The 13,961-nt window shown below is 71.8% G+C and carries 13 protein-coding genes; 10 read left to right on the top strand and 3 right to left on the bottom strand.

Annotated elements, in window-relative coordinates; translation table 11 throughout:
- Positions 1-195: 195 nt before the first annotated feature.
- Both ACUXPL_RS06555 and ACUXPL_RS06550 read left to right on the top strand, forming a co-directional pair.
- Positions 196-1,743: an alkaline phosphatase D family protein gene (locus tag ACUXPL_RS06555; protein ID WP_454182689.1), complete on the top strand. Its 1,548-nt coding sequence runs from the start codon at positions 196-198 to the stop codon at positions 1,741-1,743.
- A gap of 11 nt (positions 1,744-1,754) precedes the next feature.
- Positions 1,755-2,603: a polysaccharide lyase family protein gene (locus ACUXPL_RS06550; protein WP_454182687.1), complete on the top strand. Its 849-nt coding sequence runs from the start codon at positions 1,755-1,757 to the stop codon at positions 2,601-2,603.
- Between the two features lie 67 nt (positions 2,604-2,670).
- Here the strand turns inward: ACUXPL_RS06550 and ACUXPL_RS06545 are convergent, their stop codons facing one another.
- Positions 2,671-4,227, bottom strand: coding sequence for an alanine/glycine:cation symporter family protein (locus ACUXPL_RS06545; protein ID WP_454182685.1), 1,557 nt, complete (start codon positions 4,225-4,227; stop codon positions 2,671-2,673).
- 140 nt (positions 4,228-4,367) lie between these two features.
- The gene (locus ACUXPL_RS06540) at positions 4,368-4,496 is read right to left on the bottom strand and encodes a hypothetical protein (protein WP_454182683.1); all 129 of its coding nucleotides are present in this window, start codon (positions 4,494-4,496) and stop codon (positions 4,368-4,370) included.
- Positions 4,497-4,808: 312 nt separating this feature from the next.
- Between ACUXPL_RS06540 and ACUXPL_RS06535 the strand changes: the two genes are divergently transcribed.
- Together ACUXPL_RS06535 and ACUXPL_RS06530 are read left to right on the top strand one after the other, a co-directional pair.
- Positions 4,809-5,936, top strand: coding sequence for a YeeE/YedE family protein (locus ACUXPL_RS06535; RefSeq protein WP_123243968.1), 1,128 nt, complete (start codon positions 4,809-4,811; stop codon positions 5,934-5,936).
- Positions 5,937-5,988: 52 nt separating this feature from the next.
- Positions 5,989-6,216 carry a sulfurtransferase TusA family protein gene (locus ACUXPL_RS06530; protein ID WP_041104858.1) on the top strand — a complete coding sequence of 76 codons (228 nt, stop codon included), beginning with the start codon at positions 5,989-5,991 and terminating at the stop codon, positions 6,214-6,216.
- Positions 6,217-6,498: 282 nt separating this feature from the next.
- On the opposite strand, the gene ACUXPL_RS06525 is transcribed toward ACUXPL_RS06530, so the two are convergent.
- A complete protein-coding gene (locus ACUXPL_RS06525) occupies positions 6,499-7,374 on the bottom strand; it encodes an NAD(P)-dependent oxidoreductase (protein ID WP_454182681.1) in 876 nt (291 codons plus the stop codon).
- 124 nt (positions 7,375-7,498) lie between these two features.
- On the opposite strand from ACUXPL_RS06525, the gene otnK reads away from it, so the two are divergent.
- Genes otnK through ACUXPL_RS06495 form a run of 6 tightly spaced genes read left to right on the top strand, consistent with a single transcriptional unit; the run spans position 7,499 to position 13,446 of the window.
- Positions 7,499-8,776, top strand: a complete 1,278-nt coding sequence (gene otnK / locus ACUXPL_RS06520; RefSeq protein WP_454182679.1) for a 3-oxo-tetronate kinase — start codon at positions 7,499-7,501, stop codon at positions 8,774-8,776.
- 42 nt (positions 8,777-8,818) lie between these two features.
- Positions 8,819-9,616 carry a 2-oxo-tetronate isomerase gene (gene otnI, locus ACUXPL_RS06515; RefSeq protein ID WP_454182677.1) on the top strand — a complete coding sequence of 266 codons (798 nt, stop codon included), beginning with the start codon at positions 8,819-8,821 and terminating at the stop codon, positions 9,614-9,616.
- Positions 9,613-10,416, top strand: a complete 804-nt coding sequence (locus ACUXPL_RS06510) for a DeoR/GlpR family DNA-binding transcription regulator (protein ID WP_454182675.1) — start codon at positions 9,613-9,615, stop codon at positions 10,414-10,416. The genes otnI and ACUXPL_RS06510 overlap by 4 nt, the downstream gene beginning before the upstream one ends.
- A complete protein-coding gene (denD, locus tag ACUXPL_RS06505; protein ID WP_020625806.1) occupies positions 10,413-11,372 on the top strand; it encodes a D-erythronate dehydrogenase in 960 nt (319 codons plus the stop codon). Before ACUXPL_RS06510 ends, denD begins: the two co-directional genes overlap by 4 nt.
- 42 nt (positions 11,373-11,414) lie before the next feature.
- Complete coding sequence (locus tag ACUXPL_RS06500) at positions 11,415-12,812, top strand: GntP family permease (RefSeq protein ID WP_454182673.1); 1,398 nt, start codon at positions 11,415-11,417, stop codon at positions 12,810-12,812.
- A gap of 10 nt (positions 12,813-12,822) precedes the next feature.
- Positions 12,823-13,446: a class II aldolase/adducin family protein gene (locus ACUXPL_RS06495; RefSeq protein ID WP_049147437.1), complete on the top strand. Its 624-nt coding sequence runs from the start codon at positions 12,823-12,825 to the stop codon at positions 13,444-13,446.
- Positions 13,447-13,961: the final 515 nt, after the last annotated feature.

The raw sequence follows: 13,961 nt of genomic DNA, 5'->3' as shown, positions 1-13,961 counted from the left end.
TGCTCAGGACCGGGCGGATCAGCGTGAGGTCGGGGTCTCGGAAGGGGCGCACGCGGGGTCATCACCGCGGACGGTAGCGCACCCGTCCCTTTCCCGGGCGGCCACCGCACGCTCGCTCGCCGTTCACACCGCGCCCCTACGGTGCGACACGCCGGTCCCCCTGGACCGGACCCGACCCATGCACGAAAGGCCACGATGTCCTCCCCCTCCCCGACCCTCAGCCGCCGCCGCCTGCTCGGCCTCAGCGGAGCGAGCGCCGCCGTCCTCGCCCTCGGGGTGAACGCCCCCGCCGCGGCGCACGCCGAGCCGCTGCCCCAGCGGGACGGCCTGTTCGGACTCGGGGTGGCCAGCGGCTACCCCCGGCCGGACGGCGCGGTCCTGTGGACCCGGCTCGCCCCGGAGCCGTTGGCGGAGGACGGGCACGGCGGCATGCCTCTGCGCTCGGTGCCCGTGAAGTGGGAGGTGGCCCGCACCGCCGACTTCCGCCGCATCGTGGCCCGCGGCACCGCGCTGGCCCAGCCGGAGCTCGCGCACTCCGTCCACCCGCGCGTCGAGGGCCTGGCGCCCGGCACGGAGCACTTCTACCGCTTCGTGGTGGGCCCGCAGACGAGCCCCGTCGGCCGTTTCGTCACCCTGCCGGCCGCCGGCTCCACCGCGGACGACTTCACCGTGGGGCTGATCTCCTGCCAGGCCTGGTACCACGGCCATTTCGCCGCTCACCGTCACCTGGCGCAGGAAGAGGACCTGGACCTCACCGTCTTCCTCGGCGACTACATCTACGAATACGGCATCACCGCCGCGAACCTGTGGCGTCAGGGGGCCGAGGTCACGCCCGCGCACGCCGTGGAGATCGAGACCCTCGAGCAGTACCGGCTGCGGTACGCCCTGACGAAGTCGGACCCGCATCTGCAGGCGCTGCACGCCCGAGCGGCCGCCGTCGCCATCTGGGACGACCACGAAGTGCAGAACAACTACGTGGGCGCCGCCTCCTCCACCGGCATCCCCGAGGAGCTGTTCGCGCACCGCATCGCCGTCGCCTACCGGGCCTTCTACGAGAACCTGCCCGTGGACATCGACGCCCTGCCGGAGGGGCCGGAGTCGGACATCGTGGCGGGGCTCGACGTCGGCGCGCTGGCCCGCATCTCCCTGCTGGACACCCGCCAGTTCCGAGACGCCCCGCCGGCCGACGCCGCCGACCGCGAGCGCGAGGACCGCACCATGCTGGGCGCGGCGCAGGAGCGGTGGGTCACCGAGCGGCTGCGCACGTCGCAGAGTCAGTGGAACGTGCTGGCCGGCGGCGTCGTGCTCGCGCCGATCTCCGACGACCGCAGCGACCAGTGGGACGGCTACCCGGCCGCCCGCCGTCGCCTGCTGACGGAGATGAAGCGCGCGGGCAACGCCGTGATGCTCACCGGCGACATCCACAAGCACGTGGCCGCCGAGCTCCGCGGCGAGTCGGCGGGCCTGCCGGCCGGGGCGGCCGGCGTCGAACTGGTGACGACGTCCGCGGCCTCCGACGGTGACGGCGCGAAGACGGACAAGTACACGCCGGACTGGGTGCGGCACGACTACGTGCGCCACTACGACGGGCGGCGCGGCTACCTGCACCTGCGGTTCACTCCGGCGCAGCTGACGTCCTCGTTCTGGGTCGTGCCCTGGGTGGAGTCGGACGACACCGCGCCCAAGGAGCTCAGCGCCCGCTTCACCACCCCCGCCGGCAGCAGCCGCCTGATCGAGGCCTGAGGAGAGCACCGATGAGCAAGAACCCGCAGACCGTCACCGGCGTGGCCGCCACCGGCGCCATCTCCCGCGTCGAGCTGACCTGGACGCCCCTGCCGTGGGAGCCGCTGATCGACCACTATCGCGTGTACGCCCTGCCGACGTCCGGCGGGGGCGCGACGCCCGACGAGACGCACCTGGTGGGCAAGACCGTGTATCCGCGCTTCGTGCACCACGGCCTCGACCCCGCCGGGGAGGACTTCCGGTACGTCGTCGTCGCGGTGTCCGACGCGGGCCGGCGCGGCCGTCCGTCCTCGGCGGTGGTGGGCGGATCCCAGGCGTCCGTGACCGCGACCGGCCGTGAGCTGGCGCGGATCGGCGAGTTCGACGGGAAGTCCCTCGAGCTGCGCTTCTCCCCCGCCCAGTACGGGCAGATCCCGAAGGCCCACCCCACGGCCGTGATCGACTACGTCCAGGGCGTGGACACCCCCGCCGAGGCCTGGCCGTACCTGCTGCCGGGTCCGGGCGACGCCTGGGCCGGTCGGAAGGCCTACCGCGCCCGCTGGACGGTGACCCTCGACGCCGCCCCGCAGCGGGACGTGGACCTGGCGCTGTGGTTCGTGGACACCACGCGCCTGGGCGGGCGTCTCGACGTGGCGGTGAACGGGCGGGACGTGCAGTCCGTGGAGCTGGCGAAGGGGGCGACGCGCGGCTCCCGCGAGGGCGACGCGACGCTGCCCGGGTCCACGCTGCTGCGCTCGTACCACGAGTTCACCCTGCCGACCGGGGCGCTGGCCGCAGGCGAGAACGTCGTGGAGTTCACCCTCGCCGAGGGTGGCTGGGTGGCCTGGGACGCGCTGGGCCTGTACGAGCGGGCGCGCTGAGGCGGCGGCCAGGGGGCCGGCCGGACGGCCTCGGATCGTCGCGGGCCCGGGGCCGACCCCGTCCCGCTCACCCCTCCCCGCGCTCCGGGCCCCCGCGCACGATCGTGATCGCGCGGGTGTCCGGGGCGGTGTCGGCGACGTGCTCCATGGCGCGGTCGAGGTCGCCGGTCTGCTGGTACGCCGCGTGGATCTGCTCCCACAGGCGGGCGTTGCGGACGCCGATCGCGTGCGGATCCAGCACGGGTTCCTGGCCGGCTCGGCGCTGGCGGTCGTAGTCCTTGAGCAGCCGGATGGCCACGGGGCTCAGCAGGATGAGCGCCACGATGTTCACCCACGTGTAGAGGCCGACGCCGAAGTCCGCGAACGCCCACACGAGGGCCGAGCTCTGCACGGCCCCGAACACCATGGAGCCGGCCAGGAGCAGCCGGGCGATCGCGATGACCGCGCGCTGCGCCGTCTTGTTCGGGATGAGGTAGGCGACGTTCGTCTCCGCGTAGAACGCGAAGGAGAGCAGGGTGGTGAAGGAGAAGAGGAAGACGGCGATCGCCACGAAGGACGGGCCGAAGGCGGGAAGTGCCTCGTCGATGGCGATCTGGACCCACGCCGGGCCCTCCTCGACGCCGGGCACGTGCTCTGCGAGGAGACTCTCTTCGTCCGGGCCCAGCACGTTGAAGCTGTTCGTGGCGAGGATCATCAGGCCGGTCATGGTGCAGACGAACAGGGTGTCCACGTAGGCGGAGAACGCCTGGGCGAGGCCCTGCTTCACGGGGTGGGAGACGTGGGCGGCCGCCGAGGCCTGGGCGCCCGAACCGGTGCCGATCTCGGTGGAGTACACGGCACGGCGCACGCCCCACGCGACGGCGGCGCCGAGGATGCCGCCGTAGACCGAGTCCAGGGCCAGCGCGCTGGAGAAGATCAGGCCGAACATCGCGGGGACCTGCTGCCACATCAGCCCGACGACGAGCAGCCCCACCAGGATGTACGCGCCGGCCATGAACGGGACCACGAGACCCACCGTGCGGCCGAGGCGGTGCATGCCGCCGAACACGATCACGCAGAACAGCACGGCCATCCCGAGACCCACCCACAGCGGGTCCCAGCCCCACGCCTCGGTCGTGGCGGCGGTGACGGCGTTGGCCTGGATCTGCGGGCCGGTGAAGACGGTGGCGAACACGGTGGCCGCGGCATAGGCGACCGCCAGCCACCGCCAGTTCCGGCCGAGCCCCTCGAGGATGTAGTACGCGGGCCCGCCGCGGTACTCGCCGCGGACCTTGTGCTTGTAGAGCTGTGCCAGCGAGCTCTCCACAAGCGCCACGGGGGCGCCGAGGATCGCCGTCACCCACATCCAGAACAGCGCGCCCGGGCCGCCCAGGTAGATCGCGGCCGCGACACCCGCGATGTTGCCGACCCCGATGCGCCCGCCCAGGGCCATGGCGAACGACTGGAACGAGCTGATCCCCGCCGACGACGATCCTCCCCTGACCAGCTGACCCACCATGTCCCTGAGCAGCCGCACCTGGGGAGCCGCCATGCGGATCGTGAAGTACAGGCCCAGGGCGAGGAGCCCGACGACCATGGGCAGGCTCCACATGATCGAGTTGGCGGCGGTGACGAACTGCTCCATGGTCACTTCCCAGGTCGTGGACAGGACCCGTGCACTTCATCACATTTAGGCCACCCCGGGCACCCCTGAGCCCCCCGGGGGGTCTGCGCGGGACCGACAGGGTCGGCCGGCCGGACACGCCGTGCCGTCCCCGCACCGGCTCACCCCTGCCCCGCTCCCGCCTCCTCCTGCACCGTCACCGCCAGCTCGATGTGTCCGGCCTCCGGGTCCGCGAGGATCTGGCGGATCTCCGGCGCGGCGCCGCCGTCCTCCGCGTCGAACGCGTCCATGAGCCCCAGCAGATCCGGATGGGGCAGCGCGCCGCCGGGGGGGGTCGTCGAGGAGGTCGACGTCGCCCGCGTCGGCCCGCACGTCCACGTACCGCTCCACGCGGCGCGGCAGCGTCCCGGTCACCACCTCGTGCCCGTCGACCCTGAGGCCCGTGGGAGCCGGACCGCTCAGCGGGACGGCCAGGACGGTCTCCACGACGTCGGCGGCGCCCGGCACCGGGCGCAGCGCCGTCCCCGGCACAGCCCTGCGACTGTTACCCCGCACGTCCTGCGCGGCGCGCGGGCCCCGCCACACCCTGTCTCATGGCAGGCATGATCATCACCGGACTCCTCCTCGGCCTCGTCCTGGGCTTCGTGTTCCAGCGCGGACGCTTCTGCGTCACGGGCGCCTTCCGCGACCTGTTCACCATCCGGTCCACCCGATGGCTCACCGCGTTCATGGTGATCGTGGCCGTCCAGTCGGTGGGCGTGTTCGCCCTCGACGCGCTCGGCGTGATCACCCTGGAGGCGGAGACGTTCCCGTGGCTGGGCACGATCATCGGCGGCCTGATCTTCGGCTTCTCGATCGTGCTCGCGGGCGGCTGCGCCACCGGCACGTACTACCGCGCGGGCGAGGGCCTCGTGGGCTCGTGGTTCGCGCTGATCTTCTACATCGTGGGCGCCACCGCGTTCCGCAAGGGACCGCTGGCCGGCACCACCGAGGCCGTCCGCTCCGTGGAGACGCAGACGGGCTCGTTCCAGCAGCTCACGGGACTGTCCCCGTGGGTGTTCGTGGCGCTGCTCGTGGCCGGCGTCGGCCTGGCCGTGCGTCATCACCTGCGTCGCGAGGCGGCCATGACCCGCTTCCGCCTGCCCGCTGCCAAGACCGGCCTCGCGCACGTGCTCACCGAGAAGGCGTGGCACCCGTTCGTCACCGCGGCGATCATCGGCGTGCTGGCGATCCTCGCGTGGCCGCTCTCCTGGGCGACCGGCCGTGAGTCCGGTCTGGGCATCACCGGCCCGTCCGCGAACATCGGTGCGTTCCTGGGCACGGGTGAACTCGAGCTCGTGGACTGGGGCGTGCTGATGGTGACGGGCCTGCTGATCGGCTCGTTCATCGCCGCGAAGGCCTCCGGCGAGTTCCGCGTCCGCGTGCCCGACGCGCAGACCACCGTCCGCTCGATCATCGGCGGCCTCGGCATGGGCTGGGGCGCGGCGTGGGCCGGCGGCTGCACCATCGGCAACGCGATGGTGAACACCGCGACCTTCAGCTTCCAGGGCTGGACCGCGCTCGTGTTCATGGTGCTCGGCACCGGCCTGGCGGCCAAGCTCTTCATCCTCAACCACCGCGGCAAGGGCACGACGCCGGTCCCCGCCTCCGGCTCCGGCCTCACCTCGGCCGAGGGCGCGGCGGCGGACGCCGGGGCGGCCCGCCCCGTGAAGCTCACGCCGATCGGCTGAGCCGGCCCGCCCGCGCACGACCTCTGACCACCGACACCAAGGAGAGAACCCCATGGCGAAGCACCTGCTCGAGACCGACGGCCAGGTCTGCCCCTTCCCGCTCGTGGAGGCCACCCAGGCGATGGAGCAGATCCCCTCCGGGGACGAGCTCGTGATCGACTTCGACTGCACCCAGGCCACCGACTCCCTGCCCCGCTGGGCCGCGGAGAACGGCCACGAGGTCACCGACTTCGTGAAGCGCGGCGCAGCGGAGTGGACGATCACCGTGAAGAAGGGCTGAGGGGCGGAGGAGCCCCTCGGCACTTCCGCACGCCGCAGCGGCCTCAGACCTCCAGCAGCACCTTGATCTCGCGGCGCTCGTCCATGGCACCCTGCGTGCCGACGGCCTCGCACACCCCGAGCGCGCCGTAGCCGCCAGTGAGCTCGCGCACCTGGGCGGCGCCCTCCTCGCCCCGCTCGGCAATCACGACGTCGGATGCACCGTGCGATGGTGCAACACGAGCGCGAAGGCGGGGCGGAGCGTGCGGCCGCCGCCACCACACGAGTCCGGTTCAGACCGAGGTCAGGGCCGGTAAGTCTGGATGACCTGCGAATCGTCCTTCAGGGTCAGACCGGCCTCGGCGGCGTCCAGGTACTTCTGCTTGGCGGCCTCCAGCACGGGCACCGCGATCCCGGCCTCGGCGGCGGTGGCGCTCACCAGGGCGGAGTCCTTCACGAAGATCCCGATCGCGCTGGCGACCTGTGCGTCCAGGCCCTCGAGCATCCGGGGCCCCCGGTCGGAGAGCATGAACGACCCGGCGGCGCCGTCCGCCACGGCGTCGAGCACCTCGGCGGGGTCCAGCCCCAGACGCTCGGCCAGGGCCAGGGCCTCGGCTCCGGCGACGATGTGCACCGCGCACAGCAGTTGGTTGACCACCTTGAACGACTGGCCGCGCCCCGGCTCCGCCCCGCAGTCCACCACGGCGCCCATGGCATCCAGGACGGCGCGTCCCGCGTCGATGGCCGCCGGGTCACCGGAGACGAACATGCGCAGCTCTCCGCGTGCCGCGCGCGCGATGCCGCCGGTGACGGGGGCGTCCACCAGTCCGATGCCCCGTTCGGCGGCCGGCGCGATGAGCGAGCGCACCGCCTCCGGGCCCACGGTGCTCATCACGATCAGCGTGCTCCCGGGCCGCATGCGGGCGACGAGCCCGTCCTGGCCCAGGGCTGCGGAGGACAGCTGGTCGGGGGTTGCCACCATCACGATCACGGCGTCCGCCTCGGCCGCCGAGGCGGCGTCGGCCGCGGCCGGCAGCCCCTGCTCCAGCGCCGCCACTCGCTGGCGTTCGGAGAAGTCAACCCCCGTGACGTCGAACCCCGCCGCCGCCACCGAGAGGGCCATCGGCAAGCCGATGGCGCCGATGCCGACGAAGGTGACGTTCTGTGCCTGAGGAGTCATACAGCAGCGCCTTCCGTGGTGCGGTTCACAATCTGGCCCTTCGATGTTAGCTTATGTGAAATTCCGTCCCATGTTCACAGAGTCGAACAAATCGGGCGACCCCGCCCGATCAGAAAGGTGCACCATGCCGTTGCGAGCAGGAGTGATCGCCGACGACTTCACCGGAGCCACGGACATCGCCGGGGCCCTTGTGGACGGCGGGCTCCGCACCGTGCAGTTCTCGGGTGCCGCACACGTCCCCGATCATGTGGACGCGGACGCGGTGGTCATCAGCCTCAAGACCCGCTCGATCCCGCCCGGGGACGCCGTCGCCCAGAGCCTCGCGGCCTGCCGCGCCCTCGAACGCCTCGGTGCGGAGCGGATCGTCTTCAAGTACTGCTCCACCTTCGACTCCACAGCCGAGGGCAACATCGGCCCCGTGACGGACGCTCTGCTGGAGCACCTCGGCGAGGACTTCACCGTCGTGGCCCCGGCCCTCCCGGTCAACGGCCGCACCGTCTACCAGGGACACCTGTTCGTGCACGACCGGCTCCTCCAGGAGTCGGGCATGAAGGACCATCCCGTGACGCCCATGCGGGACTCGGACCTGGTCCGGCTCATGGAACGGCAGAGCAGCGGACGGGCCGCTTCCGTCCCCTCGACGGTGGTGGGCGGTGGGTCCGAGGTGCTGCGCGGCGAGCTAGACCGCCTCCGCTCCGAAGGGGTCCGGTATGCCGTGCTGGACACCCTGGACGACACCCACCTCGACACCATCGGCGCGGCAGTGTCCGGCCTACGCCTGACCACGGGCGGCTCCGGCCTCGGCTCCGGACTGGCCCGTTCACTCACCGGCCGCGCGATCACCGGCGCCGCCACGACCGCGGCCGACGCCTGGCGGTTCACCCCGGGGCGCACCGTGGTGCTGTCCGGCTCGGCTTCCGAGATGACGAATCGACAGGTCGATCGCTATCGCAAGATCGCCCCGTCCCTGGCCGTCGACGTCGTCCGCACGCTGGAGGACACCACGGCCCTCCGAGACGAGATCCTCGCCTTCGTCCTCGCCCAGGACGGCGGCCTCGCCCCCCTCGTGTACGCGACGGCCGGGCCCGACGAGGTACGTCGCCTGCAGGAGGCCCACGGAAGGCAGCGCGTGTCCACGGCCATCGAGCGCCTCTTCGGCACCCTGGCGGCCGCGCTGCGCGAACGCGGGGTGAGCCGGTTCGTCGTTGCCGGGGGCGAGACCTCCGGTGCGGTGACGCAGGCGCTCGGCGTCACCGGGCTGCGCGTTGGTCCCCAGATCGCCCCCGGCGTCCCGTGGACGGCGAGCCTGGACGGTGCGGTGGACCTCGCGCTGAAGTCCGGGAACTTCGGGGACGAGGACTTCTTCGCCGCCGCTCAGCGCCTCACCGACCCCCGGACCTGACCCTCCACCGACCATCGCCCGCCCGACACCGAGGACCCACCGATGCCGCAGTTCGCCGCGAATCTCAGCATGATGTTCACCGAGCGTCCCTTCCTGGAGCGCTTCGCCGCCGCCGCGGAGGCGGGCTTCACCGGTGTCGAGTACCTCTTCCCGTACGAGTACCCCGCCGCAGAGGTCGCGGCGGCCCTGCGCTCGGCCGGGCTGACCCAGGCGCTGTTCAACGCCCCAGCCGGCGACTGGGACGCGGGGGAACGGGGGCTCGCGTCCCTGCCCGGCCGGGACGCGGAGTTCGAACGCGGCATCACCACCGCCCTGGAGTACGCGCGTGCCCTCGCGTGCCCGCGGGTGCACGTGATGGCCGGCATCGCGGATCCCGACGACGCCGACGCCCGACGCCGCTACGTGGAGCGGATCCGCCGCGCCTGCGACGCCGCGGCGCAGCACGGCGTGGAGGTCCTGCTGGAGCCCATCAATGCGGTGGACATGCCGGGGTACTTCCTCTCCCGCGTCCCGCAGGCCCGGGAGCTGCTGGCCGAGGTTGACCGCCCCAACGTCGGATTGCAGCTGGACCTCTACCATGCCCAGATCACCGAGGGGGACCTCACCCGACTGGTGGACGCGTCTGTGGACCTCACCCGCCACGTGCAGATCGCCGGCGTCCCGGACCGTCATGAGCCGGACACCGGAGAGGTCGCCTACGAGCACCTGTTCGCGCACCTGGACAGGGCCGGCTACACGGGCTGGGTGGGCTGCGAGTACCGCCCCGCCGGGCGCACCGAGGACGGCCTCGGCTGGTTCGCGGCCCACCGCGGGTCCCAGCGCCCCGGAGAACGGGCATGATCGCGGACGAGCGGCGGCGGCGTCTGGTCAACCTCGTGGTGGAGCGCGGCTCTGCCTCCGTGACCGCGCTGGCGGATGAGCTGGGCGTGTCCTCCATGACCGTGCGCCGGGATGTGAAGCGGCTCGAGGAGGAGGGCCGCCTCGTCTCCGTGGCTGGCGGCGTCGCCAAGCCGGCGCGCCTGTCCCTGGACGCGACGCATCGGGTGAAGCTTGGGATCCGGCCCCGGGAGAAGGCGGCCATCGCCCGCCGAGCGGCAGAGCTGATCCGCCCGGGGGACCTCCTTTATCTGGATGCCGGGACCACCATGCTCGCCCTGGCCCGACTGCTTGCGGCCCGCCCCGCCGCGGAGCGGGTCGACGTGGTCACCAACGACCTGGCCGTGGCGGCGGCCGTCGGCGAGCACCCGGGGGCCCAGATCCACGTGCTCGGCGGCCGCCTGGACGCCGGGAACCTGTCCACGGACGGACCTACTGCCGCCGCGGAGCTGGCGGGTTTCAACATCGACCTGGCGTTCATCTCGGCGTCCTCGTTCGACCTCCGCGGACTCTCGGTGCCCACCGAAGGCAAGGCGATCGTGAAGCGAAGCATCGCTGAGCACGCGGACCGCTGCGTGCTCGTCGCGGACTCCTCGAAGTACGGGCGCGTGTCCACCTTCAAGGCCCTCCCCCTCCGGGCCTTCGACGCGATCGTCACCGACCCGTCGTTGCCCGACGCCGTCCGCGATCGGGCGACCGCGGTCGGTGTGGATCTCCTGTTGACCTCCCCTCCCGACCCTTCCCACGTAGGAGAACACCCATGAACATCGTCGTCACCGGCGGCGCCGGCTTCCTCGGCAGCCGCGTGATCCGCTCCCTCCTCCAGGCCCAGGACGCCGGTCGCCTGCCCGTGCCGGTGGACTCCGTCGTATCGCTCGACCTGGCGCCCTGCCCTGTGGAGGACCCCCGGGTGAGCTCCCGGGTCGGCGACATGGCCGACCCCGCGGTCCTGGCCGAGGCCATCACCGCAGACACGGCAGGGATCTTCCACCTCGCCGCCGTGCTCTCCGGCGGCGCCGAGCAGGACTTCAACCTCGCGCTGCGCGTGAACGTGGACGCCACGGAGCGGCTGCTGGAGGCCGCCCGTGCCACCGGGGCCCGGCCCCGGTTCGTCTTCACCAGCTCCCTGGCCGTGTTCGGCAGCGCCGTGCCGACGGTGGTCCCCGAAGACCTGGCCACCCAGCCCGAGTCCACCTACGGGGCCACGAAGGCCATCGGCGAACTGCTGGTCAACGAGTACTCGCGCAAGGGGTACGTGGACGGCCGGGTCTGCCGGCTGCCCACCATCTCGGTGCGACCCGGGAAGCCGAACTCGGCCGCGTCCTCGTTCGCCAGCGGCATCATCCGCGAGCCCCTCCAGGGTCTGCAGGCTGAGCTGCCGGTGCCGGAGGACACCCGGATGTGGCTGTCCTCCCCCGACACGGCGGTGCAGAACCTCGTGCACGCCTTCATCGTGGAGTCCGAGCGGCTAGGGGGCTGGCGGGTGCTGAACATCCCGGGCGTCTCCGTGACCGTGGCGGAGATGCTCGACGCCCTCGAGGCCGTCGGGGGGCCCGAGGCACGGGCACGGGTCGTCCCACGCCCGGATCAGCGGGTCATGGACATCGTGTGCTCGTGGCCCGGCGAGTTCGACGTCGAACGAACCCTGTCCCTCGGCTTCCGCCCAGACAGCAGCTTCGAGGCCGCCGTCCGTCAGTTCCACCGCGAGTTCGTCGCCTGAGTCGGCCTCACCCCTCGGATCCACACCACTAGGAGAACCACCATGAACGGGCTCGGAGCCTCCGAGATCGGTGCGCTGGTCGGCCTCACGGCAGCCGTCGCCCTGCTCATCTTCTTCGTCATCCGGACCAAGATCCACGCCGTCCTGGCCTTGGTCATCGCCGCCTCCATCGCGGGTCTGGCGGCCGGGATGGCCCCCGACGCCGTTATCCAGGCCATCACCACCAGCTTCGGCTCGACCCTCGGGACCATCGGCCTCGTCATCGGCATGGGCGTGATGATGGGGCGCATCCTCGAGGTCTCGGGTGCCGCGGAAAAGCTGGCCTACTCCCTCATCCGCGTGCTGGGTAAGGGGAAGGAGGAGTGGGCGCTCGCCGGCGCTGGCTTCATCATCTCCATCCCGATCTTCGTGGACTCCGCCTTCGTGATCCTGCAGCCGCTCGTGCGGTCGCTGGCCCGGACCTCCGGGCGGTCCATCCTCACCCTGGGCATCGCCCTCGCCGGCGGCCTGGTCGTCACCCACCACGCCGTCCCCCCGACGCCGGGCCCGCTCGGCGCCGCCGGCATCTTCGACGTGAACGTCGGCGAGATGATCCTCTGGGGCCTCATCCTCAGCTTCCCCGCCATGATCGTGGTGACCCTGTACGCGAAGGTCATGGGTCCGAAGATCGAGGCCATGATCGAACGGGACACGGGCGAACGCCTCTCCCCCGCGGAGGCCTTCGAGGAGTTCCAGGAGCGTGCCGCCGTCCGGGAACGCGAGCTGCCCGGGCTGTTCATCTCGATCCTGCCGATCCTGCTGCCGATCGTCCTGATCTTCCTGAACACCTTCTCCGCCACCATGGTGGAGAACAACGAAGGTGCCCTGCCTGCCGGGCTGGTCTCCACGCTCGCCTTCATCGGCAACCCCGTCATCGCCCTGCTGCTCGGCGTCCTCGTGGCGATCTACGGCCTCGCCCGCAACCAGTCGCGCCAGGAGACTCTGGACGACATGGAGTTCGGCGTACAGTCGGCGGGCATCATCCTGTTGGTCACCGGCGCCGGCGGAGCCCTCGGCGGCGTTCTGCGCGAGTCCGGGACGGCGGAGTCCATCGGCCAGGCGGTGGCCGGCCTCCCCCTGCCGACCATCCTGATCCCGTTCGTCATCGCGACCATCGTCCGCCTCATCCAGGGGTCCGGTACGGTGGCCATCATCACCTCCGCCTCGATCTCCGCACCCATCCTCGCGGCCATGCCGGATGTGAACATGGTGTTGGCCGCGCAGGCCGCCGCCCTCGGCTCGCTGTTCTTCGGTTACTTCAACGACAGCTTCTTCTGGGTGGTGAACCGGATGCTGGGCATCAAGAACGCCAAACATCAGATCCTCGCGTGGTCCATCCCCACCACGATCGCCTGGGCGACCACCCTGATCGCCCTGCTCATCGCCAACGCACTCGTCTGAGAGGAGCCCCGTGACCGACGAGTCCTTGCTGCGCCGTCAGATCGCCGAGTTCGGTGCAAGCCTGTTCTCCCGTGGATTCTCCGTGGGCAGCGCCGGCAACATCAGCGTCCGGATCGAGGGCGGGTATCTCATGACGCCCACCAACTCCTCCCTCGGCCGGCTGGACCCCGAGGCGCTCTCCGTGCTGGATGAACACTGGAGGCACCAGGCTGGCCCCCGTCCGTCCAAGGAGGTGGTGATGCATCGGGCCATGTACGAGGCCCGCCCGGAGGCACAGGCGATCGTGCACCTGCACTCCACCTACGTGACGGCGTACAGCTGCCTGGCCGAGGACGGGGGCATCCCGCCCCTCACCCCGTACTTCGTGATGCGGCTGGGCCGGGACGTGCCGACCGTCCCCTACCACCGACCCGGTTCGGCGGAGATGCTGGACGACATCCTCGGGGCCGGGCGCCGGTCCCCCGGCGTGGTGCTGGCCAACCACGGCTCGATCGTCGCCGGTGCCACGTTGGAGAGCGCGGTCAACGCCGCGGAGGAGCTGGAGGTGTCGGCGCAGCTCGCCTTCCTGCTGGAGGGGCGCCCCACCCGCCCGCTGACCGAGGCGCAGGTCCAGGAGCTCCTCGGGCCGCAGTGACCCGAGGCCGATGGCTGGCGCGCGGGGCGTGGTGCGGCCGGAGGACCGCCAAGCGTGGCCCGCAAGGGCGTCGACCGTGAGCGTTGCCCTGCGGCCGCCATCACACTTGTTCGACCTCGGAGGCCCCCGTGACCGCCGCCCGGGCCGCCCAGGAATGCGGCGTCGCCCTGCGCCCGCTCTGCCCGGACGGCCTGGCCCCGTACCTCGCGGAGAGCCCGGACCCGTTACGGAGGCCACCCCGTGGGACCTCGAGGACGACGCCGTCATCCTGCACACCTTCGGCACCACGGTCCGGCCCAAGGGTGCGCAGCTGACCCACCGGAACATCGGCTGGAAGTACATGGCGATCGTGGCGCGGGGTGGTCCCAATCGCTGATCAGGGCGGCACCGGCGGTGGTCAACGTGCCGAGCAGCTGCGGCACCGGCGGCAGGTGCAGCCACGCGGCAGGCGACGTCGGCCCGGTCGGTGCCAGCCAGGCTGCGGCGCCGGTGGCCGCATGGGAAGGGCCCATCAT

The sequence above is a fragment of the Micrococcus sp. 140720015-1 genome (assembly GCF_053627595.1).
The sequence above is the reverse complement of the archived record's forward strand: the minus strand, read 5'-3'. Positions and strand labels throughout refer to the sequence as shown.

Excerpts from the sequence above, each read along its gene's own strand:
- ACUXPL_RS06555 (WP_454182689.1), top strand. The coding sequence starts at position 196 with ATGTCCTCCCCCTCCCCGACCCTCAGCCGCCGCCGCCTGCTCGGCCTC.
- ACUXPL_RS06550 (WP_454182687.1), top strand. The coding sequence starts at position 1,755 with ATGAGCAAGAACCCGCAGACCGTCACCGGCGTGGCCGCCACCGGCGCC.
- ACUXPL_RS06545 (WP_454182685.1), bottom strand. The coding sequence starts at position 4,227 with ATGGAGCAGTTCGTCACCGCCGCCAACTCGATCATGTGGAGCCTGCCC.
- ACUXPL_RS06540 (WP_454182683.1), bottom strand. The coding sequence starts at position 4,496 with ATGGACGCGTTCGACGCGGAGGACGGCGGCGCCGCGCCGGAGATCCGC.
- ACUXPL_RS06535 (WP_123243968.1), top strand. The coding sequence starts at position 4,809 with ATGATCATCACCGGACTCCTCCTCGGCCTCGTCCTGGGCTTCGTGTTC.
- ACUXPL_RS06530 (WP_041104858.1), top strand. The coding sequence starts at position 5,989 with ATGGCGAAGCACCTGCTCGAGACCGACGGCCAGGTCTGCCCCTTCCCG.
- ACUXPL_RS06525 (WP_454182681.1), bottom strand. The coding sequence starts at position 7,374 with ATGACTCCTCAGGCACAGAACGTCACCTTCGTCGGCATCGGCGCCATC.
- otnK (WP_454182679.1), top strand. The coding sequence starts at position 7,499 with ATGCCGTTGCGAGCAGGAGTGATCGCCGACGACTTCACCGGAGCCACG.
- otnI (WP_454182677.1), top strand. The coding sequence starts at position 8,819 with ATGCCGCAGTTCGCCGCGAATCTCAGCATGATGTTCACCGAGCGTCCC.
- ACUXPL_RS06510 (WP_454182675.1), top strand. The coding sequence starts at position 9,613 with ATGATCGCGGACGAGCGGCGGCGGCGTCTGGTCAACCTCGTGGTGGAG.
- denD (WP_020625806.1), top strand. The coding sequence starts at position 10,413 with ATGAACATCGTCGTCACCGGCGGCGCCGGCTTCCTCGGCAGCCGCGTG.
- ACUXPL_RS06500 (WP_454182673.1), top strand. The coding sequence starts at position 11,415 with ATGAACGGGCTCGGAGCCTCCGAGATCGGTGCGCTGGTCGGCCTCACG.